Source organism: Exiguobacterium sp. s142, assembly GCF_018618455.1.
Lineage (GTDB): Bacteria > Bacillota > Bacilli > Exiguobacteriales > Exiguobacteriaceae > Exiguobacterium > Exiguobacterium aurantiacum_A.
The window spans coordinates 1-22,964 of sequence record NZ_JACSMB010000011.1 but is presented as its reverse complement, the minus strand read 5'-3'; the positions used below and the strand labels follow the sequence as shown (position 1 = coordinate 22,964).

Genomic DNA, 22,964 nt, shown 5'->3' with positions numbered 1-22,964 from the left:
TCGTTTCATGGGGAATGAAACGATGGGGCATCTTCGCTGAAGTAGGATGCTTGATGGACTAAGGGGGAACATCAGATGCATGCTATTCCAGCAACGGGAAACGAGTGGGGAAACTCGCTCATCACTTTTTTCTCGGGTGTGACAAGTTCAAAACGCGATTGGCTCGGGGAAGCCATTCGATCGCTACAGGTGTAACAAACGTTACAATACTGCTTGAACTCGATATGATGTTATCACGTCTGTGACTTGTCGACAAGTGTCGAATCCTCTGTTCACAAAATGTTCAAATTGTCAGAGGTATGTCCTCCAACATCGAACGAGCAGCGAACTGTCCTGAAAGCGTCACCATTGGGCTGCCGCCTCCAGGGTGGGTCGATCCACCCGCAAACCAGATGTTTGAGACGTCTTCCGAGCGCGAGGCCGGACGGAAAAACGCACCTTTTTTCGAGTTTGCTGACGTTCCGTACAACGAGCCGTAATACGCATAAAAATCACGCGTCAAGTCAAGCGGGGTCACGCGGCGGTGGAACAAGACGTCAGCGTCGTCCCAATCGACGCCGAATGTGCGCAGCCGTCGGCGGATCAAATGTTCATACGTCTCGGCATCGATGTCGGTCAAGTGGGCCGGAGCGTTGACGAGGATGAACAGATTGTCCCCGGCCTCACCCATGGACGGGTCGGTGTAGGCCGAGTTCGAGATGTAGATCGTCGGTTCGTCGGCGTAGCGTTCTTCGTCGAACAAGGCACGGAACTCAGCCTCGTAATCGTCCGAGAAGTAGACGTTATGATGGGCGAGATTTAGACGTTTGTTCAGTCCGACCATCATGACGAAAGCAGAGACGGATGGCTCGACCGTATCCCGGGTCGGTACAGGGAACGAGGGACGATGGACCGCATCGACGAGCCGAGGATATTGGGTCAACAGCTCCCCGTTCAAAAGGACGGCATCGCAAGACATGACTTCTTCATGGTCGATGACGACAGCATGCGCTTTACCGTTCATGACTTCAATCTTTGTGACTTCATGGCCGAGTCGGAACTCGACACCGAGCTCGCTCGCGCGTTTGGCGAAACCTTTGGCAATCGTCCAGTTCCCACCTTTGGCAAAATAGACGCCATCGTTCAACTCGAGATGTGAGATCAAGGCGAACGTGCCGGGTGTGACGTAAGGGCTGCTGCCGATATACGTCGCGTAACGGTCGAGTGCTTGGATGATGCGCGGATCTTTAAAATATTTTTTATGGAGCGCGTGCAAACTCTTAAGCGGATGGACCTTCATCATATCGGCCCAAAGACCGGTGTCGATTTTTGTGTCCATTCGAGTGAAGAAACGATTGTTGGCAATCTCAAATAGCTTTTCAGCCTCGTCCAAGTACGCCGCCAATTGATTTTTGTCGGCTTTGTCACCGGTCAAGCGCCGGACTTCAGCTTCCATTTGTTCCCGTTCGGAGTGGAACGTGAACGTCGACCCGTCGGAGAAGTGATTGACCGTATGCGAGTCGAGTTTGACGAGTTCGAAATAATCCTCTGGGTTGGCCCCGCTGTTCCGGATGACGGAACGGAACACGTCCGGCATCGTGATCGTGTTTGGCCCGAAGTCGAAGCGATGACCGTCCGTGATGATTGGCATGAGCTTACCACCGACGTGTTCATTTTTTTCGATGACGGTCACATCGTACCCGCGAGCCGCTAGTGTGACGGCGGCGCTCAGACCTCCGAGACCGGCCCCGATAATAGCGATTTGTTTCATTGCAATGCGCCTCCTAACAATTTTCTAATGATACATCCGGCCTTTCCAAGTGATCGGTTTTCGTCTCCATTTTCGGACGACCGCGTTCGTGAGTAGGACGAGGTAGGCAACCAGACTGAACGGATGGAGCCAAAAATGGCGTCCGCCCGACTTCAAGTCGATGGCTAGCCGTGCGAACAAGACGAACAGGCTCGCTCCGAGCGATATCCAGTCTGGTCGGATGAGCAGGAAGAGGAACGCCGATAACTGGACGCCGTAGTAAAGGGAAAAATAAAGGGCGATGCCCACTGCTTCATTCATTCCCTTGAATACGTTTTTTGAAAACCCGTTCCAGACTTCCTCGTTCGTCGCATACATATCGCACGTGATATAAGGCGAGACGTTGACGAGCGACGTCACTTTTTTACGGCGCTTAAATTCGCGGCATAAATCGATATCATCAATCAGGGAGTCGTGGATCGAGGCGTGACCGCCGACTTCCTCATAACTAGTCCGTTCGACCAAGACGTTCATCCCGTTCGCGGCGGCGAAGGCGGGGTGTCTCACTTTTCGCCAAAACAGCGGCAAGTGCTGGGCGATCAAGACGTGTTGCATCGGAATGAGCAGTTTACCGAGCCACGTCGGCGTCGGGAAGCGGGGGAAGCCGGATAAAAAGACGGCGCCTTCCCGGACGAGCGTTCCGTGCATGCGGCCGACAAAGCTCGGATCGATGGTCACATCGGCATCGAGAAACAATAAGTAAGGCTCACGGGTCTGCGTCGCCAATTGATGACAGGCGTGTACTTTTCCGGACCAACCGTCGGTGAGCGGCACACCGCGCAAGATCGTGAACCGGTCGTCCGAGGCGATTTCCCGCACGAGCGCGTCATACGTCCCGTCCTCAGAGCGATCCTCATATAAGTAGACGTGACAGCCGGCGGTGAGGGCCGGCTTTAAACTGTTGATCAATTTTGGGACGTTCCGCTCTTCGTTGCGGAGCGGAATGCAAATCGCGGTCGGCGGCACCGGGATCGGGGCCGTGAGCGGACGAAGAAATGCCAAGTTGACCAGCGTGAAGAGAAACATGAGTCCAGTGAGCACGAATAGGATCATCGTTGTCTCCTCCCGATGTTGAGCAAGTGCTCCGTCCAGTCGGCGAGCCCGCGTCGTGGCGGGAACAACGACATGTACCGGTCCGACTGGGCGATCACATCGTAGCGCGTGTCGTCATAGAGCCGTTCGAGCGCTTTCGCGAGCTCTTGCTTTTGCTCCCGGCGTGTCGTCGAGACGACGGTATGGGTCCGGAACCGGACGTAGACGACCGGGGACGCATGCGACGCGAACGCGTAGTAGATGGCACAAAGCCGGACCTCGGGTTTTGCGAGTAGCATCGTCGCACCCGTCCCGATCTCAAGCGGCCGGTGCTCTTGCGGGTATTCGCGGCCTTGCGGGAACACCCACACCGATTTCCCGACGGACAAAAGCTGATTGGCATAGTTGAGAGAAGCGCGAACGTCGGATAACTTCCCTTTTTTGATGGAAAAGGCGCCTAAGTGACGGAAGAACGGAAAGCGTCGCAATCCGTCCTCATCCATCAGGACGTGAACGTCGTGCCGTAAATAATACTCGTTCAACATGAGCAAGATAAGTCCGTCCCACCAAGAGCTGTGTGTGCTTAAAAAGAGGCCCGGCGTCGGAACGTCATCAGCCCGAACGTTGATCGTGTGAAAGAACGGTCGGATCTGGCGTTCTTTGACGAACGTTGAAAAGATGTTACTGAACCATTTCTTTTTGTTCGCTTCGATCATGACGCAACCTCCGTTCCAAATAGATGACGCTTGCCGTTACAATACTTAGCACACCGATCCCGTAAAGACCGGCGTTGACCGCGGTGACGCCGAACAAGGCGTGGAGCATGACGAACAAGTAGCGTCCGTGCATAAGTAAAGTCGGCTCCGCTTCGACTTCGAAGCGGTCGAGTAACCATGAGAAGATGAGCGACAGTCCGAACCATCCGACGAAGTTTTGCGTCGGGATGTCATAATAGAGACCATCATTGGCCCATTCCCAGTAGCCTTTCACGTTGGCTGCGACCGGATCGATCGCCATGTCTAACCAGACCGCCAAAAATGGGACGAGCCAGAGCGTCCGTCGCTTGAACGCGAACAGGCGGGCGACAGCGAAACTTGCGCCGATGACGGCGAGCCAGGCCGCGCCAATCGTGACGGGTACGCCGAACACGGTCGGACCGAACGCTTCGGCATAAATGTACTCGCTGAAAGGGAACCCGGTTTTGACACCGAGCGTCTCGACAGCGATCGAGCCGAAAAAGATGAACGGCACGATGAAACGTGCGTGACGGACCCCGTCGGCAATGACCCACCCTCCGATGAGGCCGGCGAGCCATAAGAAGACCGGGTTCGCCCATTCGAGCCAACTCGGCAGTAAATCAAAGCCGACGAGAACAACGCCGACGACGTACCAGACTAAAAATAATTTCCAAATCCATGGATACACTTTCATCAAATCACCTCACCTTCTATTCTAAAGAGGTTTTTGACATCCGTCTAATGAATGCATGCACAAAAAAAGAGCCCCTGCTAGAGGGACTCATCAATTCGCCATGCGCTTCCGTTTTTTCACAAATGAGAAAGCGATGAACAAGATGTAGAACGGGATGGCGATGAACCAAAATGTCGGCCATTCTTTCCACCGGGCGAACGTCATATACGTCAAATAGACGAGACTGAACGTGATGATGAACGAGTGACGCGGCAACGGCACGTCTTTAAAACTCGGAATACGAACCCGGCTCACCATGAGCAAGGCGAGACCGGTAAAGAAGATCGGGGTGAGCAGTTCGTTGACGCGGTCGCCAAACGTCGTCACGACGGCGAGCAATCCACCGGCTGCCGTGATCGGGACACCTGAGAAATAGCTGGCCGTGACGTTCGTCGCCGACAAGTTGAACCGGGCTAGGCGATAGGCGCCGAAGAGCGGGAATAGGGCGGCGAAGAAGAGCCCGTAGTTTCCGTAATCGATAAAGAACGTATAGTAAGCGAGCAGCGCCGGGGCGACGCCGAACGTGACGACGTCAGCGAGCGAATCAAGCTCTTTTCCGAAGTCACCGTCTACCCCGAGCATACGGGCGAGACGGCCGTCGAGGCTGTCGAGCATCATCGCGATGATGATCAGGAGTGTCGCATTCGAGAAATCGCCACGCGCGGCGTAGACGATGGCGAGGACGCCACAAAATAAGTTACCGAATGTAAATGAGTTAGGAACCCACGATCGGATTCGTTCTTTCCACATAGTATTGCCTCCATCTTTGTCATTGAGTGAACCAGCGGCCGTCCGTGAAGCGGATCAAGTCGTCCGGTGTTAATTCGATTTGATAGCCACGTTTTCCAGCCGAGATGATGATCTTGTCTTTTTGTTTCGCGCTGTCATGCAAGAAGACAGGGAAGCGCTTTTTCGCTCCGATCGGCGAGACGCCGCCGCGGATATAGCCGGTCAGCGCTTCAAGCTCTTTCATCGGGACGGGCGACGCTTTCTTCGCCCCCCACGCTTTAGCGGCTGCCTTTAAATCAATATCTAAATTTCCTGAGATGAGGAAGAAGGCGTACTTCCGTTGCTCGTTCTCGAGGCAAATCGTCTTATACAGTTGGTCGAGCGGCTTATCGAGTGATGCGGAGACATGTTTTGCGGAGACATCGGACTCATCCACTACATAAGAATGATAAGTGAACGGGATGTTCCGTTGTTTTAATTGTCTTGCGGCATTCGTCAGTTGCACCAGTCCCACCCTTTCGTTGAACGACTCCTCTAAGAATAGCAAATAGTGGTAGCGTCGGGCAATCGAACTTGAAAAGTTTTGGTGTCAGGAAGGAAACAGAATGACCGATAGAGAAATGAACAGTGATTCATTTTTTTTTTAAAGGGGGATTATTTCATGGAAACAATTCAAGTGGAACGGCACAACGGGGTAGGCTGGCTCAAATGGAACCGTCCGGAAAAATTGAACGCGCTGAACGAGACGTTGTTACGCGAAGCGAGACAGGCGCTCGGACAACTTGAAGCCGACGAATCGGTCCGGGTCATCGTGCTGATCGGGGAAGGGCGCGCCTTCTCGTCCGGTCAAGACTTGACGATCGAGAGTGACGCCGATTATGGCACGTATTTAGAGGACGTCTACCATCCGCTCGTCCGGGCACTCTCGGATTGCGAGAAGCCAATCATTGCCGGCATCCACGGTGTCGTCGCTGGGGCAGGACTCAGTCTGGCGCTTGCGGCCGACGTTCGCCTCGTCGCCCGTTCGACGAAGTTCAGCTCAGCGTTCATCAAGATCGGCCTCGTCGCCGACGCCGGTGGGCCATATCATTTGCGTCGTTTGATGCGCCAAGACGTCGCGCTCGATTGGATGTGGAGCGGCAGCACGATCGACGCCGAAAGGGCTGAGGCGTTCGGTCTCGTCACTGAACTCATCGAGGATGAGGCGTATCTTGCCCGTCTCACGGCCTACGCCGAGACGCTCGCGGCAAAATCACCGACGGCCGTACAAGGGATGAAGGCACTCCTTCGCGAGTCATCGTTTGAAGACGGGCTCGCGCAAGAGATCCACTGGCAACGGGAATGCGGCAAGACCGAGGTTCATCAACGGGCGATGCAAGCATTTTTAAGTAAAAAATAAGGGAAGCGGTCGTGTTGACCGCTTCCCTTATTCGTTCAAGAGGATGGTTTGGCTTCGAACTGGAAGCCTTTTTGTTGCCACTTGCCGTACTTCCACCGTCGGAAAGCGAAGAAGCCGCGGAACCACTCGTCGAGCGAGAACGCAAGCCAAATCCCGAGCACACCGAGTCCGAAATGAATCCCGAACAAGTAACTGAAGACGACGGCGACGCCCCACATCGAGGCGATCCCAATCATGACCGGGAAGCGGACGTCTCCGACCGACTTGAGTGACCCCATCAGAACGATGTTCATGGCGCGACCCGGCTCAAGAATGAGCGTCGCCCATAGGATCGGGATACCGACGGCGATGATGTCCGGGTTCGACGTGAACAAGCCGAGCAAGGATTTCCCGAACACGGCGAGGCCGAGTGAGGCGACGAGCGAAGAGAACATGGCGATCTTCAACGTCCGGACTGCCCGAGTATACGCCTCCTTGAACCGCTTCCCGCCGACGTCGCGGGCAATCAATAGCTGTGTCCCTTGGGCGATGGCGACCGTGAACAAAAATGCGAGCATCGATAAGTTCATTACGTAAACGCGAGCGGCGAGCGAGGCGTCACCCATCGTCGCGATGAAGCCGGTGATGACAATTTGTGAAAACTGGTACGACAAGTTCTCTCCTGCCGAAGGAACACCGATTTGTAAGAGTGCTTGAATATCATCGCGTTTTGGACGGATCAACTCTTTGAGCGGGAACCTCATCATGAGGCGGCGTTTGACGATCCAAAACAACAGCACCATGGCCGACAAACGAGCGATGACGATGGCCCAGGCGACACCGGCGACACCCGTCACCGGGAGACCGAACCAGCCTGTCACGGCGAGCATGGCGCCTACTGCCGTGATGACATCGATCAAAAGCGTCGCGAGCATGGCGTGTTTCGTCATGCCGTGGCTGCGTAACACCGCGCTGAGCGCCATGATGAGCGCTTCGGTGAAGAGCGATAAGCCGACGATCTGCAAGAACAACAAGCCGTAGTCGAACAGCTCATCCGACAGACCGAACAAGCGAAGGAACGTCTCGCCGAACAAGAAGACGACGACGACCATGACGACGCCGAGCCACATGTTCAAGCTGACGGCAGAGCGGGCAAAGTCCCGGCTCTTCTTCATCCGACCGGCACCGATTGCCTGGCCGATCAAGATCGTCGCACCGACCGAGGTGACGCTAAAGACGATCAAGAAGACGTTCAACAATTGGTTGGCGACGCCGACCGCCGAAGCGGCGGCATCGGAATACTGGGCGAGCATGAGCGTGGCGATGATCCCGGTCCCCATGTGGAGCGCGAGCTCGATGAAGATCGGCCACGAGATTTTAAATAGACTGAGCTGTTCGGTGTCTTTGGTTGGCATAAATGTTCCCCTTTTGTTTAAAAATTCTTTATATGAAATATTTATCTTTTAAAAATTACAATGGTCATGTTACTCCTTTTGAAATGAAAAAGAAAGGGGGTTCACTAAATTATTTCCAACAAAAATAACCACCCAAGCAAATGGGTGGTCAAACGTCGTCATTTCAGTTTCAAAATGGAAACGCTATACGGTGCGAGTTCAAGTTCGAGCGAGTCTACGTCCCGGTCGTTCAGTAAATCGTGGGCACCACCTGTATGCCAGAGCGGGTTGAGCGTAGACACCGTATCTGAGTTATTGAAGTAAATCAAATACGTCTCGTCTTTCGAGCTCCGTTCGACGATGAGGGCGTTGTCTTCATCATCGACGAGGTTGAACCGGTACGATCCGCCGTTCGCGAGCACCGGATGATCTTTGCGGAGCTGGATCAACTTCTGGACGAAGCGGAACAAGTCACGGTCTTCCTCGGCCTCGTCCCACGGCATGCAGCGACGGCAGCCCGGATCTTGCTCGCCTTCGAGCCCGATCTCATCACCATAGTAAATACATGGGCTACCCGTATACGTGAGCATCGAAGTCATGAGGAGTTTGAACTTCCCTTTATGCCCTTTTGCCCGAGTGAGGGCCCGGGGGGTGTCATGAGAGTCGATCAAGTTGAACGTCACTTCGTTCACGTTCATCGTGTTCATCATCTCGACACGCGTCAACTCGTCCCGGAACTGTGACGCCGTCGTCCGATCGAGCGCGAAGTAGTTTAAGCTCGCGTTCGTGAACGGATAGTTCATGACCGCATCGAACTGGTCGCCTTGAAGCCACGGTTGGGCATCGTGCCAAATCTCACCGAGGATGTACGCTTCGGGGTTCGCTTCTTTTACAGTGCGACGGAAGTCACGCCAGAACGCGTGGTCGACCTCGTTCGCGACGTCTAAGCGCCAACCATCGATGCCGAACTCTTCGACCCAATAACGGGCCACATCTAATAGATAAGCTTTCAACGCCGGGTGTTCGGTGTTGATCTTCGGCATGTTCTTCTCGAAAGCGAACGTATCGTAGTTCGGCTTCGGTGCCGTCTCGATCGGGAAGTCGCGGAGATAGAACCAGTCGCGATACTCGGAATGAGGCCCGTTCTCGACGACGTCTAAGAACCAAGGATGGTTGTAGCCGACGTGATTGAACACCGCATCGAGCATGACTTTGATCCCGTTCTCATGAAGCAAGTCGACCAATTGTTTGAACTGCTCTTTCGTCCCGAACTGCGGGTCGATTTCCATATAATCGAGCGTGTCGTATTTATGGTTCGTCGTCGCTTTGAAGATCGGGCAGAAGTAAATGCCGGTGATCCCGAGTTCGACGATGTGGTCCATATGATCGATGATGCCTTGGAAGTCGCCACCGAAGAAGTTTGTGATCGTTGGCTCAGTGCTGTTCCAGGCGAGCGTCCCTTCAGGATTGAGTGACGCGTCTCCGTTCGCGAACCGGTCAGGGAAGATTTGATACCAGACCGTGTCCTTGACCCATGACGGGGCGTGGAAAATGTCGATCGGGTTGATGAACGGGACACAGAAGTAATAACCCGTATCGTCGAGCGGTTTATCTTCGAACCAGCCTTTTTCCGTATAGACGGCCGTCTCGTTGCCGTCATGGAGCCGGAACCCGTAACGGAGGCGACGGAACGGCGGCTTGATCGCGATGAACCAGTAGTCGTACTGGTCGTCGTGGCCGATTTGTTCCATTGGTGTCTCGAACGTGCGCCAGTAGCTCGGCTTGTCCGGGTCAAAGTTCCACATCGCCGGGTCTTCTGAATGCCAGTCGTATGGGTCGTTCCAAATTAAGTCAACAGATTGGATATCATTTCTTTTCGTATGAAACCGAATATGAATCGTTTCCCGGTCGTACTTATAAACGAAAGGGGACATGGCGCGATGATAAATAGCTTCTTTGATCAAGTGAAATCGTTCCTTTCTCGATTGGAGTTGTAACCATTTTACACTGTCTATTCCGAAAAGAAATGACAGTTGCGAAAACGTTTGCTCAAGCAAAGGGTAATAAAGCGTTTACATTTTGTCAATCACTGTTCACGACAATTATTGAACAATTGAACACATAAAAGTTGAAAAAGAGATAAATGGGATACCTACGAGAAAAAATCGAAAAAAAAAGTCTTGTAAAACGCTTACACAACTGTATAATAAAAATTGAGGTGAGGATGCAAACGTTTTCACTGAACGGCTGATTTCGTAGCGGAGTTGATTAAAATCAGTCGTTCAGTACGTGTGCGCAAATCTGACCATACTAATTTCCTTGGGGAGGTTTTTCATCATGAAGATGAAAAAAATGGTAGCAGGACTTTCAACGGCAGTATTAGCATTCGGTGCACTTGCTGCATGTGGTGGCGGTACGGATAACGGTTCTACTAACGAAGGCGGTTCTACTAGCGAGAACAAGCCAGAAAAAATCGTAATTTGGGAAGATATTGAAAAGTCGGAAACGACTAAAGAAGTTGCGAAAGCGTTTGAAGAAGAACACGGCGTCGCAGTAGAAGTCGTCGAAGTTCAAATGACGGACCAAAAAGACAAGTTGGCGCTTGACGGCCCAGCTGATAAAGGTCCAGATATCGTTCTCGTCCCGCATGACCAAATCGGCACGATCGCTGACCAAGGTCACTTGGCACCGCTCGCTGACGAAGGCGCGCTCGAAGCGTTCACAGATGCTTCGAAATCGGCTGTCATGTTCGACGGACAAGCTTACGGCTATCCTAAATCAGTTGAAACACCAGTCCTCATGTACAACAAGGATTTGGTTTCAGAAGCTCCTGCTTCAATGGACGACCTTTACAAGTTGTCTACAGATCTTAAAGACAAAGGCGAGTACGGTTTCCTCGGTCTTTGGGATAACTTCTACTTCGCTCACGGTGTAATTGCAGGTTTCGGCGGTTACGTCTTCAAAGAAGACGGCGGCGCGCTCGACCCAACCGACATCGGCTTGAACAACGAAGGCGCAGTCGAAGGATTCGACTACATCGGCAAATGGTACCAAGAAGGCCTCTTCCCTAAAGGATTGATCGGCGAGCCTGGCGGCCAAGCGATGGACCAACTCTTCACTGAGAAGAAAGCACACACAGTTATGAACGGACCTTGGGCTGTTGCTGGTTACGAAGATGCTGGCATCAACCTCGGAGCGGCGGCGATGCCGACACTTCCGAACGGTGAGCCAATCAAGACGTTCATGGGTGTGAAAACATATGCACTCTCTGCTTACACTGAGAACCAAGAGTGGGCTGAAATGTTCCTCGCAGAACTTACAAACGAAGAGAACGCATTGAAAATGTTTGAAGCATACAACGAGATCCCACCGGTAGCAGCACTCGAGTCGAATGAGACAATCACGGCGAACGAAGTTGCGAAAGCGGTATTCGATCAAGCGACAAATGCAATCCCAATGCCTAACATTCCTGAAATGGGACAAGTTTGGGAGCCAATGGCACAAGCGCTTCAGCTCGTAGCGACTGGCAAGCAAGATGCACAAAAATCAGCTGACGATGCTGTTAAAGTCATCGAGCAACAAATCCAAGCAAACAACCAATAAGGATGTGAAATGACGGGGTACGCCAAATGGCGTTCCCCCTCATTTTCTGAAATTGAGCAAACGCTTGCTCGATTGATTTGCTCAAATTGAAAGGAGAAATTGAGGATGGCTTCAATTCCGAACCCAAAAACACCGGAACAACGACCGGACAAACCGACCAATCATGCTCGGAACGCCGCATTACTCTCGATCATTCCGGGAGCGGGGCAGTTCTATAACAACCAACGTGCGAAGGCGATCGCGTTCTTTATCGTCATCATGTCTTATTTTGCAGTAAACTACGATCTGTTTTTCAAAGGGGCGGGCGCCGGACCTGGTGACCGTGGTGGCCTTTGGGGATTGATCACGCTTGGCGAAGTAGCAGGACCTCGTAACGACCACTCCATCTTCTTGATGGTAGAAGGTATTGTCGCAATAATCTTACTGTTCTTCGGTATCGCGTTCTACATTTGGAACATTCGTGACGCTTACCGAGTCGGTCGCATTCGTGATCAGCACCTAAACGTGCCAACGTTCCAAGTGCAACTTCGCAACTTGCGCGATCATGGATTCCCATACTTGATGTTGATCCCGTCGCTCATCTTGCTCGTCTTCACAGTCGTGTTGCCGCTGATCTTTACGTTCTTGATCGCGTTCACGAACTATCGTTACAACAACGCGCCACCGGCAAAACTCGTCGAGTGGATCGGGTTCGAAAACTTTACGCGCATCTTTGAAATCGACATTTGGCGCGACACGTTCGTCGGCGTTCTCGGTTGGACGCTCGTCTGGACGGTCGCTTCAACGGTCGGTGTCATCGCGATCGGGATTTTCCTTGCCGTTCTGTTGAACCAAGAAGGACTTCGGTTCCGTCGCTTGTTCCGTTCAATCTTGATCTTGTCATGGGCCGTACCAGCGTTCATCACGATCTTGATTTTCCGCTCGATGTTCAACGAGTCGTTCGGTGTGTTCAATACGACAATCCTGCCGGCCTTCGGTCTCGATCCGATTAGCTGGATGACCGACCCGACAGCGACACGTAGTGCGCTCATCTTGATTCAATGGTGGCTCGGTTTCCCGTTCATCATGACGCTCATGACCGGTGTCTTGCAGTCGATCCCGGGTGACTTGTATGAAGCTGCGACGATTGACGGCGCGAACATCTTTGATAAGTTCCGTTTAATCACGTTGCCGATGCTCTTGTTCGCAACAGCACCGATTCTCATCACGCAGTTCACGTTCAACTTTAACAACTTTAACATCATCTATCTCTTCAACGGTGGTGGGCCGGCTGTCCCAGGACAAACTGCCGGTGGTACCGACATCTTGATTTCATGGATTTACAAATTGTCGCTCGGGGCTAACCCGCAATACGGACTTGCGGCTGCGATCACGCTCATCTTGTCATTCTTCATCATGACACTAGCCGTCATCCAGTTCCGTCGGACAAAATCTTTCAAAGACGAGGATATGGTCTGATATGAAAAAACAAAAACGAATCAATTTGGCGTTCTCTTATGTCATCTTGACGCTTGCGTCGATCATTATTCTCTATCCGATGCTGTGGGTAATGGGAACGTCATTTAACCCGGGTCGTACGATCACATCGACGATCATCCCATCAAACCCGACGCTCATTCACTACAAAAACTTGTTTGATCTAACAATTTCGGATTATAGTTTATGGTATGTGAATACGTTGAAGATCGCTTTCATCACGATGGCGCTCGCTGTAATTTTAGTTACGATTACTGGTTATGTGTTCTCGCGTTACCGTTTCGTCGGACGGAAGAACTCGCTCATCTTGTTCCTTGTCTTGCAGATGGTCCCGCAATTCGTTGCCATCATCGCGATTTTTGTGTTACTCAACATGCTCGGCCTTCTTGATACGCATACAGCGCTGATCTTGCTGTACGCCGGTGGGGCGATTCCGATGAACACGTACCTGGCGAAAGGTTACTTCGATACGATTCCGAAAGAGCTCGATGAGGCTGCTCGGATGGATGGTGCCGGTCACCTTCGTATTTTCTGGCAAATCATTTTGCCGCTCGCGAAGCCAATTGTCGCAACGATCGCCTTGTTCAACTTTATGGGCCCGTTCAACGACTTTATCTTGGCATCGCTCGTCCTGCGTACACCTGAGAAGCAGACGCTAGCGGTTGGACTTTACAATATGATCTCGCGACAATTCGACAACAACTTTACGTTGTTCGCGGCAGGAGCCGTCCTTTCGGCCCTCCCGATCGTCCTCTTGTTCTTCATATTCCAACGTTACTTCGTCTCCGGTCTCACTGCGGGTGGTACGAAAGGTTAATACTCAAAAAAGGGGGAAGCGATATGAGGCGAGGCGTCGTGCTCGTTCTCCTGTCGCTTCTTTTGTTTCCTACAATCGTCGGAGCGAAAGAAGCAGCAACATGGGAACAAGAACGCATGTACTTTATTATGGTCGACCGGTTCGTTGACGGGAATCCTGACAACAACGACCAAGTCGACAAGGATGATCCAAAAGCGTTTCACGGAGGCGACATTCAAGGTGTGATCGAGAAGCTCGACTACATCGAATCGCTCGGATTTACGTCGATTTGGTTGACGCCGGTGTTTCAGAACATGCCGAACGGTTACCACGGCTACTGGATCAAAGATTTTTATGACATCGATCCCCAGTTTGGGACGAAAGAAGATTTGCAAGAACTCGTCGATGAGGCGCATAAGCGCGATATGAAAGTCATTCTTGACTTCGTCGTCAACCATGTCGGTCCGAAACATCCGTGGGTCGAGGAACGACCGGACTGGTTCCATGACGAGTTGCCGATCGTGCTTTGGCAAGACCAAGAGCAGGTCGAGACGCACTGGTTGTTCGACTTGCCGGACTTTAAAACGGAAGACCCGGAAGTGAAAGACTATTTGATCGACGCCGCTACTTATTGGATTGAAGAGACCGGCATCGATGGCTATCGACTCGATACGGTCCGCCACGTCGACAAACCGTTTTGGAAAGATTTTGTCGAAGCGGTGCGGGCGGTCGATCCTGACTTTTACTTGTTGGCCGAAGTGTTCGACCCGAATCCACAATACGTCGCCGAGTACGACAATTTAGGATTTAACAGCGTCACAAACTTTACGTTCTATGATCGCGTCTCGAAGACGATGACGCAAAAGAACGCCAACGTCGACGAGATCGACGTGGCGGCAAGCTACGCCGAGACGTTTTTCAACGATCCGAACCAAATGGCGACGTTCCTGGACAACCATGATGTCGAGCGGTTCATGCACGTCGCTGGACTTGGTGGAGCCGAGTCGGCAGAACGGCGACTTCGCCTAGCGCTGTTCACGCTCTATGCGTCGCCTGGTATGCCGATTTTATTCCAAGGGACAGAAAACGCGCAAACCGGTGGGGCCGATCCGGCCAACCGGGTGATGACGGATTTCCCAGGGAATGAAGAGTTACACGAATACGTCGCGACGATGAACCGGATGCGGGAAGACTATCCCGTCTTCGCCACTGGAGAGCAACGAATGATTGCCTCGAAAGACGGCATGGCCGTGTTCGAGCGTCGCGACGGCGATGAGGTCGCCTTGTACGCCATCAATATGAACGATGAGGATACAGAGATTGAATTCGAGGTAAGCGAAGTCGGTGAAGATCAACGGCTCCGCGGTCTCTTGTTCTCACAACTTGTCACGGAAAAACGTGGCACGTTCACTATCAAGCTCGCTGGCGAAAGCGCCAACGCCTATGTCGTCGAAGAATCGGAAGTGAACATGTGGACGATTGGTCTGCTCGTCGTCGCGATTCCGCTGTTCTTGACGGGTCTGGTCATGTGGAAGCGCCGCAAGAGCGTGAGCTGAATACCCTGTCGCAGGGAACAATGAATTAACGGAAGCAAGGGGGAGCACCATGCAAATCACGATCAAAGATGTCGCCAAACACGCCAACGTCGCACCGTCGACAGTGTCACGCGTCATCGCCAACAGTCCGCGAATTAGCCAGAAAACGAAAGAACGTGTTCGTAGTTCGATGGAAGAACTCGGGTACCATCCGAACATCCATGCAAGAAGTCTCGCCAACCGCTCGACACAATCGATTGGTCTTGTCATGCCGAGCGCGGCGACGAAAATACTCCAAAATCCGTTCTTCCCGGAAGTGTTGCGCGGAATCAGTACGAAAGCCCATCAAAACGGTTATTCGTTGTACATGACGACCGGTGTGACCGAAGAAGAAGTGCTGTCGGGTGTCATCGAGATGGTTCAAGGTCGCCGGGTCGACGGTGTCATCGTCCTGTATTCACGCGAAGACGATAAAGTCGTCCAATATTTGCGCCAGACGAAGTTCCCGTTCGTCGTCGTCGGGAAGCCGTTCGGGGACGCCTCGTCGATCACGTACGTCGATACGGACAACTACTTGGCTGGCCGTGAAGTGACGAAGCACTTGTACAACCTCGGTCACCGCCGCATCGCCTTCATTGGCGGATCGGATAAATTGGCCGTCACTCAAGACCGTCGCAACGGGTACGCGACGGCGCTTATGGAAGCCGGGATCCCGGTACGGGAAGACTACATCGCTCGTGCCGAGTTCATGACGAAAGGCGGCGCTAAAGCGGTCCGGGAGTTGCTTCACGTCGATGAGCCACCGACGGCTGTCGTCGTCAGTGATGATATGATGGCGCTCGGTGTCATCAGCACGCTCAGTGAGATGGGTCTAAAAATCCCTGAAGACGTCGCTGTCGTCAGTTTCAATAACGTCTATATCGCCGAACATTCGAATCCGCCGCTCACGTCAGTCGAGATCAACATCTTCGGTCTCGGTTTCGAGGCGACGAACTGCCTGATCGAACAAATCGGCGATAGTGCACCACCGTACGGGAAACGTGTCATCGTCCCGCACTATTTAGTCGTCCGCCAGTCGTGTGGTCAAAAAAAGAATAGTCATGCGGCTGAATGAGTTGAAACCTTCCGTTTTCGTGCGGAAGGTTTTTTTGTGCGGATTCTGATGCATATAAAGGAAGAACGTTCAATCCGACAAAAGTCCTGGCGTTACAAACAGATTACAGTTGTGCGAGAAGCGGTTGAAAACAAAGCGCGAGGGAACACTTATACTACCGGCAGAATAGCAAATCACAATAGAGCAGCCCGGCCAATAACCAAAAAAATATAGAATTTGAAAGGGAGATACAATCATGGATAACAAACGTTACGTAGGGACTTACTATCAAGAATCAGAGCTTGTTTCGAAAATTGATGAACTTCGCGCGGCGGGACACAGCGAGGACGACCTGTACGTTGTTGTAAAAGATAAATCGAACCTTTCGATGGTTCGCGGCGAAACGGATGCAGAAGTAAAAGAAACGAAAGCATCGTGGCTCGATCGCTTCTTCGGAGTCGCAGACGGCGGCGATGAAGTGCGCCACACGTTTGATAAACTCGGCTTCTCAGAAGAGGAGACGGCACGCCACCATCAAGATATCGAAAAAGGCGGCTTCGTCTTGTTATTAGATACAGACGACGGCGTCTTGGACAACGGTCGCAACGACACGTTCGAAGGCGGTCGCACGTCAGCGGGCTATGGTTCTGAAGGGAACGAGGCTGGAAACATGACGGCACGTGACCCGCTAACAGCGGCAGGAACGGGTGTCGGCGCAGCTGGCACTGGGCTTGACGCCACGGGAACGAATCATGATTCGACGCGTCACCATGACATGGACGAGGACATTCGTAACCGTACCGACTTGACGGACGAGCAAAAGCTTGAGCTTCACGAAGAGCGCCTCCAAATCAATAAAGAACGCGTTCAGACAGGTGAAGTCCGAGTCGAAAAAGAAGTCGTCGAGCATGAAGAGCGGGTCGACGTCGAAGTCGAGCGTGACGAAGTACACGTCGAACGACGTCAAGTCGACGGGGACCGTGAAGCGACGGGCCATTCGTTCGATGCGACGACAGATCGCGACGAGATTCGTGTGCCAGTCACAGAAGAGCGCGTCGATGTAACGAAGAAAGACGTCGTGGCCGAAGAAATTATCGTCGGCACAGACAAAGTGAAAGATACAGAGACGGTACGCGAGACGCTTCGTAAAGAAGAAGCCCATATCGAAGGCGAAAACAGCCATCAGAAACATGACGCTGACCATAAGCGCCGTGATGAGCGCGACCGGATCTAATTAGATGACCAAGCACCTCGACAAGGATGGCTCTCTCTGAGGGACCATCCTTTTTTTCGCCAATTCATCTTACAGGAGGAACGAATGTTATGAAACATGCCATCATCTCTGAAGTATTTGACCAGCCCGAGGTGTTGCTCAAGCGGACGGTCGATTTGAAGCAAGAAGGATATAAAGAAGAAGACATGTTCGTCTTCGTCAAACGGACTGAAACGGCTGACGCCATCCGACGCCATTCAAAACTATACGTACTCGTCGCGGATGAGCCGGATACGGTGGCGTCTCTCGTCACGTCAAGCGAACGCCCAATCGAGCGCTGGCTCGGCAGTATGCGGTTGACGCGCGAGCAGCGAGAACGATTCGTGGGTGAAGTCGAGCGAGGGCGGTTGTTCCTTTATGTCGATGCGGATCAAAACGAGGAGATGGCGGACATTAAACGATCGCCGCGCGCCTCTTCTAAGGAGCACGAAGAACAGACGCTTGAACTGCACGAGGAGCGACTCGCGGTTGAAAAAGAAACGGTGCAGACAGGTGAACTCGTCATCGACAAGCATGTAACCGAGACCGAACAGACGATTGAAGTACCGGTTCGGAGGGAACACTTACATGTAGAGCGCCATGCTGGTTCTGAAGATGTGATTGAAGACTACGACTTTGACAAACCCGGCATCCGGACGATTGACGAAGGGGACCAATTACGTATCCAAGTCATCGAAGAGCGCGCCTTCATCGTCAAGCGTCCGGTCGTCGTCGAAGAGATCATCGTCCGCAAGCAAGTGGATGAAGATACGAAGACGGTCACCGAGACGCTCCGTAAAGAAGAGATCGATATTAGGCAAGTGGGACAAGGCAAGATCACGATCGAGGACAATCCAACATCTAGAAAGGATGATAAATGATGAGTAACAAACGATTTGTTGATACGTACAAAGACGAGGCGGCACTCGTCTCAAAAATTGATCAACTGAGCCAAGACGGGTACGACGAGAAAGACCTTTACGTCGTCGCGAGAGACGAGGATAACGTGTCGCTCGTCAAACGGAACACTGACGCGAAAGTCGAGGAAGCGAGCGCTTCTTGGATGCAGAAATTCGCGGGCGTCGCCGAAGGAGAGCAGGAAGTGAAACGGGCGCTCCTCGATCTCGGTTTGGCTGATGACGACGTTAACAAAGCGTACGGGGACATTATGGACGGTGGGTATGCCCTCATTCTCGATGAGCCCGATACCGGATTCAACGATGGCGACAACCCGGCCTTTGAAGGTCATGAAGCGAACGCCGCCTTCGGTCGCGATTCAGACGTGTGATATAGACATACCTACTTTGGCTCATTGAGCCAGAGTAGGTTTTTTTTCGTTCCAAAAGTGACAAAAAAAAGAATGAAAAACTTTTATGCAAACGATTGCATTCTCGGTGTAGTCGTGTAAAATGAGAGGTGAGATTAAAAATACAGCGCTTTCATAGACAAGCGGTTGCACGATTCGGTTGTCTACTGACAAGTAGCCTTGTAGAGAAAAAGGAGTGGCAGACAGATGAAACGATTGTTTGCAGTCGACGAATGGAAAGTAACGGAAGAAGGGCTTCACTCGAACGAGAACCGTCTCGCAGAATCGATCACCTCGCTCGGTAACGGGCACATGGGGATGCGCGGGAACTTTGAAGAAGATTATTCAAACGATACGCACCAAGGATTTTACGTGGCGGGCGTCTACTATCCCGACAAGACGCGTGTCGGTTGGTGGAAGAACGGATATCCGGAATACTTCGCCAAAGTATTGAACGCGACGAACGTGGCCGGCCTGCGTGTCGCTATCAACGGGACGCCTGTCGACTTGGCGAAGTGGGAAGTCAAAGGCTTCACACGCGAACTCGATATGCAGCGCGGTGTCCTCACGCGGACGTTCACGCTCGTGAACGGATCCGAGGAGACGAACGTCGAAGTCGTCCGCTTCTTCTCGATCGTCGACAAAGAGATTTTGGCGATTCGCTACAACGTCACGCCTGTGAACTATGAAGCGGAAATCGAATTCACTCCTTATCTAGACGGGGACGTCGTCAACGAAGACTCGAACTACGATGAGAAATTCTGGTTGCCGGTCGAACACGGCGTCGAAGAACGGTTCGGTTTCGTCACGACAAAAACGAAGAAACTTGATTGGCACGTCACGGCGTCGATGATCGCCGACGTCGAAGACGCACGCTGTGAAGTGCTCGATGCGACCGACCTCTACGTCGCTAACCGTTTCACGGTCAAAGCGGCAGCGGGTGAGACGGCAACGGCGTACAAGTACGTCTCGGTCGTCACGAACCGCGACCATGAAATTGACAATTTGCAAGGAGTCGGCATGCAGCGCGTCGAAGCCGCGTTCGAGAAAGGGTTCGAGACGCTCTTGGCGGAACAGACGGAAGCTTGGCTCGCCCGTTGGGAAAACGCGGACGTCCGCATCGACGGCGACGCGGAAGCGCAACAAGGCATCCGTTTCAACATCTTCAACATGTATCAAACGTATACGGGTGAAGACTCACGTCTCAACATCGGACCGAAAGGGTTCACGGGCGAGAAGTACGGTGGCGCCACGTATTGGGACACGGAAGCGTATTGCCTCCACTTCTACTTGGCGACGACGAAGCCGGAAGTGTCGTGGAACTTGCTCAAATATCGTCATAATCAATTGCCGCAAGCGAAAGAGAACTCGGTCAAAAACGTCGGGATGAAGGGCGCCTTGTATCCGATGGTGACGATGAACGGGGAAGAGTGCCACAACGAGTGGGAGATCACCCATGAAGAGATTCACCGTAACGGTGCGATCGCCCATGCGATCTTTAACTACACGAACTTCACGGGCGACAAGTCGTACCTAGGTCAATACGGACTTGAAGTATTGGTCGAGATCTCGCGTTACTGGGCTAGCCGCGTCAACTTTGTACCACACAAAGACGTGTACATGATCCTAGGCGTCACAGGTCCGAACGAATACGACAACAACGTCAACAACAACTGGTACACGAACTTGATCGCCGCTTGGACGCTCGAGTACACGCAAGAAGTGTACAACTACTTGAAAGAAGCAGAACCGGCACGACTCGACGAGTTGACAGCAACGCTCAACTTGACGGATGCGGAACTCGCGAAGTGGGCCGATATCCAAACGAAGATGTACTATCCGAAAGACGACCTCGTCCCGGACGTGTTCATGCAGCAAGACGGGTTCATGGATAAAGAACAGATCTTAGTGAAAGACCTCGATCCGAAACACTTGCCACTTAACCAAAATTGGTCGTGGGACCGCATCCTCCGCTCGAACTTTATCAAGCAGGCGGACGTGCTCCAAGGCCTGTACACGTTCAGCGACCGCTTCACGCTCGAGCAAAAACGTGCGAACTTCGACTTCTATGAGCCGCGCACGGTGCATGAGTCGAGCTTGTCGCCTTGTGTCTACTCGATCGTGGCAGCTGAAGTCGGTTATGAAGACAAAGCGGTCGAGCTGTACCAACGCTCAGCCCGACTCGACCTTGATAACTACAACAACGATACAGAAGACGGTCTTCACATCACATCGATGGTCGGTTCGTGGATGGCAATCGTCCACGGCTTCGCAGGAATGCGCGCCCTCGAGACCGAACTCACGTTCAGCCCGATGATCCCGAAAGATTGGGACGGTTACTCGTTCAACGTGCTCTGGCGCGGCCATCACTTGACGGTCACATCGACGCGTGAACAAGTGACGATCAAACAGACAAATGGAACGGACGTTACGATTCGTGTGTACGGAAACGCGGTAACGGTTCCAGCGAATGATTCAGTGACAATCGAGACAGTGAAAGCGTGACCAAACGTATCAGGTCAACAAGTCGGCTTCGGCCGGCTTGTTTTTTTGTGATACAGGTGGGCACATCGCAGTATTTTTGTTGTAGGCATGGCTTTGAATGTATGTTATCTTGATGCTTAGCTAATTTTGAAAGGGGAGACAGAACTTGACGGAATCCGTTAAAGAACACGCGCGCATCGGGATCGTTTCGATCATCGGGGGAGTGTTCGTTGCATTATCCATGACATTATTCTTAATCCCGGCGGGGGTTTACTCGACTGGGTTTACGGGCTTGGCCCAAATTTTCACGACCTTATTTGCCGGTACGCCGTTTGAGCTCGGTGAAGGCATTTGGTTCTTCATCTTGAACGTACCGCTCTTGATCGTCAGTTATTTTATGCTCGGAAAGAACATGATGATCCATACGTTGATCAGCGTCGCCTCGGTCACCTTGTTCATTCGCGTGCTTCCGCAAACACCTCTCCTCTCGGACGATCCGCTGTTGAACGCCGTATTCGGCGGGGTATTGCTCGCCATCGGGTCAGGCATCACGATTCGGTTCGGTGCCTCGACCGGAGGGTTTGATATCGTCGCCCTCATCCTAGCGAAGTTCACGAACAACTCGGTCGGCGTCTACTTGTTCCTCATGAACATGATGATCGCGCTTGGGGCCGGTGCTTTGTTCGGATGGCCGACGGCGCTGTATACGATCGTCTTCTTGTACGTGACGTCGAAAGTCATCGATGAGATTTACACGAATACGCAGCGGCAGACGCTCTTCATCGTCACGAATCATCCGGACGAAGTGACGCAAGAGTTGCACCAACACGTGTTCCGCGGCATCACACTCATGCCGGCGATCGGTACGTACTCGAAAGTCGAGAAAGCGACACTCATGATGGTCGCTCAACGCCACGAAGTGCGTGAGATCACACGTATCTGCAAAGATGCCGATTCACACGTCTTTATTAACGTCGTTCCGACTGAAGACGTTGAAGGTGCGTTCCGACGCTAAACAAAACCCCGCTGAGCACTCAGCGGGGTTTATTATATAAGGGAGCAACAAACTAGATTACGGAGATGATTATTATCGCCACCGCTGATCGAGCAGTCGTGATGTGGAAGGACTATGTAGAGCTTAAGGAGCATGAAATCACCATTGCGGATACGGAAGCGGGTGCAATCGCATATATCTGCAAGAAAAATGACGTCGAATGTATCATTATCAAAGGAATCTCTGACTTTCCGACAGATGAGGGACATTATGATCCAGTTGCTTCGAATGCTGAACAAATCAATGTGTATTTAGCAAACACACCGAAAGTCATGGTCAAGATTTTTGACGAATATTTAACATAATTAAGCGAGAATTCGCCCACCTCCAAGCGTCTCAGGGCGGCCCGGCGTGGGAGATGAATCGCCTGCTTGCGAACCCTTCGAATGTCCCTGTGACAAATATAACGAACAAAAGTTCGTGATTCCGTCAGATTTCCCTTCCCCCGCCGCGGGTATCGGATGAGGAAGACGTTCATCACGACCATCGGCCGAGAGGAGGCGGAGACATGCTGAAGGGCTACAAATACAGGCTCCACCCGACGGCGGCACAGGCCGAGTTCCTCGTCAGGAC

General features: G+C 52.3%; 20 protein-coding genes and 1 pseudogene. 13 read left to right on the top strand and 8 right to left on the bottom strand.

Features of this window, described 5'->3' with window-relative positions; translation table 11 throughout:
* Positions 1-283: 283 nt before the first annotated feature.
* The 6 genes from KNP77_RS10600 to ybaK form a co-directional block, all read right to left on the bottom strand.
* A complete protein-coding gene (locus KNP77_RS10600; protein WP_131459106.1) occupies positions 284-1,750 on the bottom strand; it encodes a phytoene desaturase family protein in 1,467 nt (488 codons plus the stop codon).
* 24 nt (positions 1,751-1,774) lie between these two features.
* On the bottom strand, positions 1,775-2,842 hold the full coding sequence (locus tag KNP77_RS10595; protein WP_214890695.1) for a glycosyltransferase family 2 protein: 1,068 nt from the start codon (positions 2,840-2,842) through the stop codon (positions 1,775-1,777).
* Positions 2,839-3,537, bottom strand: coding sequence for a lysophospholipid acyltransferase family protein (locus KNP77_RS10590; RefSeq protein ID WP_214890692.1), 699 nt, complete (start codon positions 3,535-3,537; stop codon positions 2,839-2,841). The genes KNP77_RS10595 and KNP77_RS10590 overlap by 4 nt, the downstream gene beginning before the upstream one ends.
* Positions 3,503-4,252: a carotenoid biosynthesis protein gene (locus KNP77_RS10585; protein WP_131466129.1), complete on the bottom strand. Its 750-nt coding sequence runs from the start codon at positions 4,250-4,252 to the stop codon at positions 3,503-3,505. Before KNP77_RS10585 ends, KNP77_RS10590 begins: the two co-directional genes overlap by 35 nt.
* A gap of 90 nt (positions 4,253-4,342) precedes the next feature.
* Complete coding sequence (pssA, locus tag KNP77_RS10580) at positions 4,343-5,041, bottom strand: CDP-diacylglycerol--serine O-phosphatidyltransferase (RefSeq protein WP_016508135.1); 699 nt, start codon at positions 5,039-5,041, stop codon at positions 4,343-4,345.
* Positions 5,042-5,060: 19 nt separating this feature from the next.
* Positions 5,061-5,525: a Cys-tRNA(Pro) deacylase gene (gene ybaK / locus KNP77_RS10575; protein WP_214890689.1), complete on the bottom strand. Its 465-nt coding sequence runs from the start codon at positions 5,523-5,525 to the stop codon at positions 5,061-5,063.
* Between the two features lie 156 nt (positions 5,526-5,681).
* Between ybaK and KNP77_RS10570 the strand changes: the two genes are divergently transcribed.
* Positions 5,682-6,419: an enoyl-CoA hydratase/isomerase family protein gene (locus tag KNP77_RS10570; protein WP_214890686.1), complete on the top strand. Its 738-nt coding sequence runs from the start codon at positions 5,682-5,684 to the stop codon at positions 6,417-6,419.
* Positions 6,420-6,454: 35 nt separating this feature from the next.
* Here KNP77_RS10570 and KNP77_RS10565 read toward each other — a convergent pair whose 3' ends face one another.
* Together KNP77_RS10565 and KNP77_RS10560 are read right to left on the bottom strand one after the other, a co-directional pair.
* Complete coding sequence (locus KNP77_RS10565) at positions 6,455-7,813, bottom strand: MATE family efflux transporter (protein ID WP_214890669.1); 1,359 nt, start codon at positions 7,811-7,813, stop codon at positions 6,455-6,457.
* Between the two features lie 158 nt (positions 7,814-7,971).
* Positions 7,972-9,756, bottom strand: coding sequence for a glycoside hydrolase family 13 protein (locus KNP77_RS10560; protein ID WP_214890666.1), 1,785 nt, complete (start codon positions 9,754-9,756; stop codon positions 7,972-7,974).
* Positions 9,757-10,129: 373 nt separating this feature from the next.
* Between KNP77_RS10560 and KNP77_RS10555 the strand changes: the two genes are divergently transcribed.
* From KNP77_RS10555 to KNP77_RS10500, 12 genes and pseudogenes are all read left to right on the top strand, one after another.
* A complete protein-coding gene (locus KNP77_RS10555) occupies positions 10,130-11,395 on the top strand; it encodes an extracellular solute-binding protein (protein ID WP_214890663.1) in 1,266 nt (421 codons plus the stop codon).
* Positions 11,396-11,500: 105 nt separating this feature from the next.
* On the top strand, positions 11,501-12,853 hold the full coding sequence (locus KNP77_RS10550; RefSeq protein WP_071399255.1) for a carbohydrate ABC transporter permease: 1,353 nt from the start codon (positions 11,501-11,503) through the stop codon (positions 12,851-12,853).
* Position 12,854: 1 nt separating this feature from the next.
* The gene (locus KNP77_RS10545) at positions 12,855-13,688 is read left to right on the top strand and encodes a sugar ABC transporter permease (protein WP_070327830.1); all 834 of its coding nucleotides are present in this window, start codon (positions 12,855-12,857) and stop codon (positions 13,686-13,688) included.
* A gap of 23 nt (positions 13,689-13,711) precedes the next feature.
* Positions 13,712-15,223, top strand: a complete 1,512-nt coding sequence (locus KNP77_RS10540) for an alpha-amylase family glycosyl hydrolase (RefSeq protein WP_214890661.1) — start codon at positions 13,712-13,714, stop codon at positions 15,221-15,223.
* Between the two features lie 49 nt (positions 15,224-15,272).
* Positions 15,273-16,316 (top strand): LacI family DNA-binding transcriptional regulator, encoded by a 1,044-nt coding sequence (locus KNP77_RS10535; protein WP_070327828.1) that lies wholly within the window; start codon positions 15,273-15,275, stop codon positions 16,314-16,316.
* A 235-nt stretch (positions 16,317-16,551) separates the two neighbouring features.
* A complete protein-coding gene (locus KNP77_RS10530) occupies positions 16,552-17,529 on the top strand; it encodes a YsnF/AvaK domain-containing protein (protein ID WP_214890658.1) in 978 nt (325 codons plus the stop codon).
* Positions 17,530-17,618: 89 nt separating this feature from the next.
* A complete protein-coding gene (locus KNP77_RS10525) occupies positions 17,619-18,428 on the top strand; it encodes a YsnF/AvaK domain-containing protein (RefSeq protein ID WP_161567331.1) in 810 nt (269 codons plus the stop codon).
* Positions 18,428-18,835: a general stress protein gene (locus KNP77_RS10520; RefSeq protein ID WP_233589621.1), complete on the top strand. Its 408-nt coding sequence runs from the start codon at positions 18,428-18,430 to the stop codon at positions 18,833-18,835. The genes KNP77_RS10525 and KNP77_RS10520 overlap by 1 nt, the downstream gene beginning before the upstream one ends.
* Before the next feature lie 225 nt (positions 18,836-19,060).
* Positions 19,061-21,358, top strand: coding sequence for a glycoside hydrolase family 65 protein (locus KNP77_RS10515; RefSeq protein WP_070327824.1), 2,298 nt, complete (start codon positions 19,061-19,063; stop codon positions 21,356-21,358).
* A gap of 145 nt (positions 21,359-21,503) precedes the next feature.
* On the top strand, positions 21,504-22,352 hold the full coding sequence (locus KNP77_RS10510; RefSeq protein ID WP_070327823.1) for a YitT family protein: 849 nt from the start codon (positions 21,504-21,506) through the stop codon (positions 22,350-22,352).
* A 74-nt stretch (positions 22,353-22,426) separates the two neighbouring features.
* A pseudogene (locus KNP77_RS10505) lies at positions 22,427-22,696 on the top strand (5'-methylthioadenosine/S-adenosylhomocysteine nucleosidase family protein); the annotation flags it as partial.
* Positions 22,697-22,899: 203 nt separating this feature from the next.
* The coding region (locus KNP77_RS10500) for a helix-turn-helix domain-containing protein (protein ID WP_131509090.1) at positions 22,900-22,964 on the top strand (65 nt) is incomplete at its 3' end.

What these genes read in the sequence shown, in the direction of transcription:
- pssA (WP_016508135.1), bottom strand. Translation starts at nt 5,041, where the DNA reads ATGTGGAAAGAACGAATCCGATCGTGGGTTCCTAACTCATTTACATTC.
- KNP77_RS10520 (WP_233589621.1), top strand. Translation starts at nt 18,428, where the DNA reads ATGAGTAACAAACGATTTGTTGATACGTACAAAGACGAGGCGGCACTC.
- KNP77_RS10530 (WP_214890658.1), top strand. Translation starts at nt 16,552, where the DNA reads ATGGATAACAAACGTTACGTAGGGACTTACTATCAAGAATCAGAGCTT.
- KNP77_RS10570 (WP_214890686.1), top strand. Translation starts at nt 5,682, where the DNA reads ATGGAAACAATTCAAGTGGAACGGCACAACGGGGTAGGCTGGCTCAAA.
- KNP77_RS10555 (WP_214890663.1), top strand. Translation starts at nt 10,130, where the DNA reads ATGAAGATGAAAAAAATGGTAGCAGGACTTTCAACGGCAGTATTAGCA.
- KNP77_RS10565 (WP_214890669.1), bottom strand. Translation starts at nt 7,813, where the DNA reads ATGCCAACCAAAGACACCGAACAGCTCAGTCTATTTAAAATCTCGTGG.
- KNP77_RS10590 (WP_214890692.1), bottom strand. Translation starts at nt 3,537, where the DNA reads ATGATCGAAGCGAACAAAAAGAAATGGTTCAGTAACATCTTTTCAACG.
- KNP77_RS10540 (WP_214890661.1), top strand. Translation starts at nt 13,712, where the DNA reads ATGAGGCGAGGCGTCGTGCTCGTTCTCCTGTCGCTTCTTTTGTTTCCT.
- KNP77_RS10535 (WP_070327828.1), top strand. Translation starts at nt 15,273, where the DNA reads ATGCAAATCACGATCAAAGATGTCGCCAAACACGCCAACGTCGCACCG.
- KNP77_RS10595 (WP_214890695.1), bottom strand. Translation starts at nt 2,842, where the DNA reads ATGATCCTATTCGTGCTCACTGGACTCATGTTTCTCTTCACGCTGGTC.
- KNP77_RS10515 (WP_070327824.1), top strand. Translation starts at nt 19,061, where the DNA reads ATGAAACGATTGTTTGCAGTCGACGAATGGAAAGTAACGGAAGAAGGG.
- KNP77_RS10545 (WP_070327830.1), top strand. Translation starts at nt 12,855, where the DNA reads ATGAAAAAACAAAAACGAATCAATTTGGCGTTCTCTTATGTCATCTTG.
- KNP77_RS10550 (WP_071399255.1), top strand. Translation starts at nt 11,501, where the DNA reads ATGGCTTCAATTCCGAACCCAAAAACACCGGAACAACGACCGGACAAA.
- KNP77_RS10585 (WP_131466129.1), bottom strand. Translation starts at nt 4,252, where the DNA reads ATGAAAGTGTATCCATGGATTTGGAAATTATTTTTAGTCTGGTACGTC.
- KNP77_RS10600 (WP_131459106.1), bottom strand. Translation starts at nt 1,750, where the DNA reads ATGAAACAAATCGCTATTATCGGGGCCGGTCTCGGAGGTCTGAGCGCC.
- KNP77_RS10525 (WP_161567331.1), top strand. Translation starts at nt 17,619, where the DNA reads ATGAAACATGCCATCATCTCTGAAGTATTTGACCAGCCCGAGGTGTTG.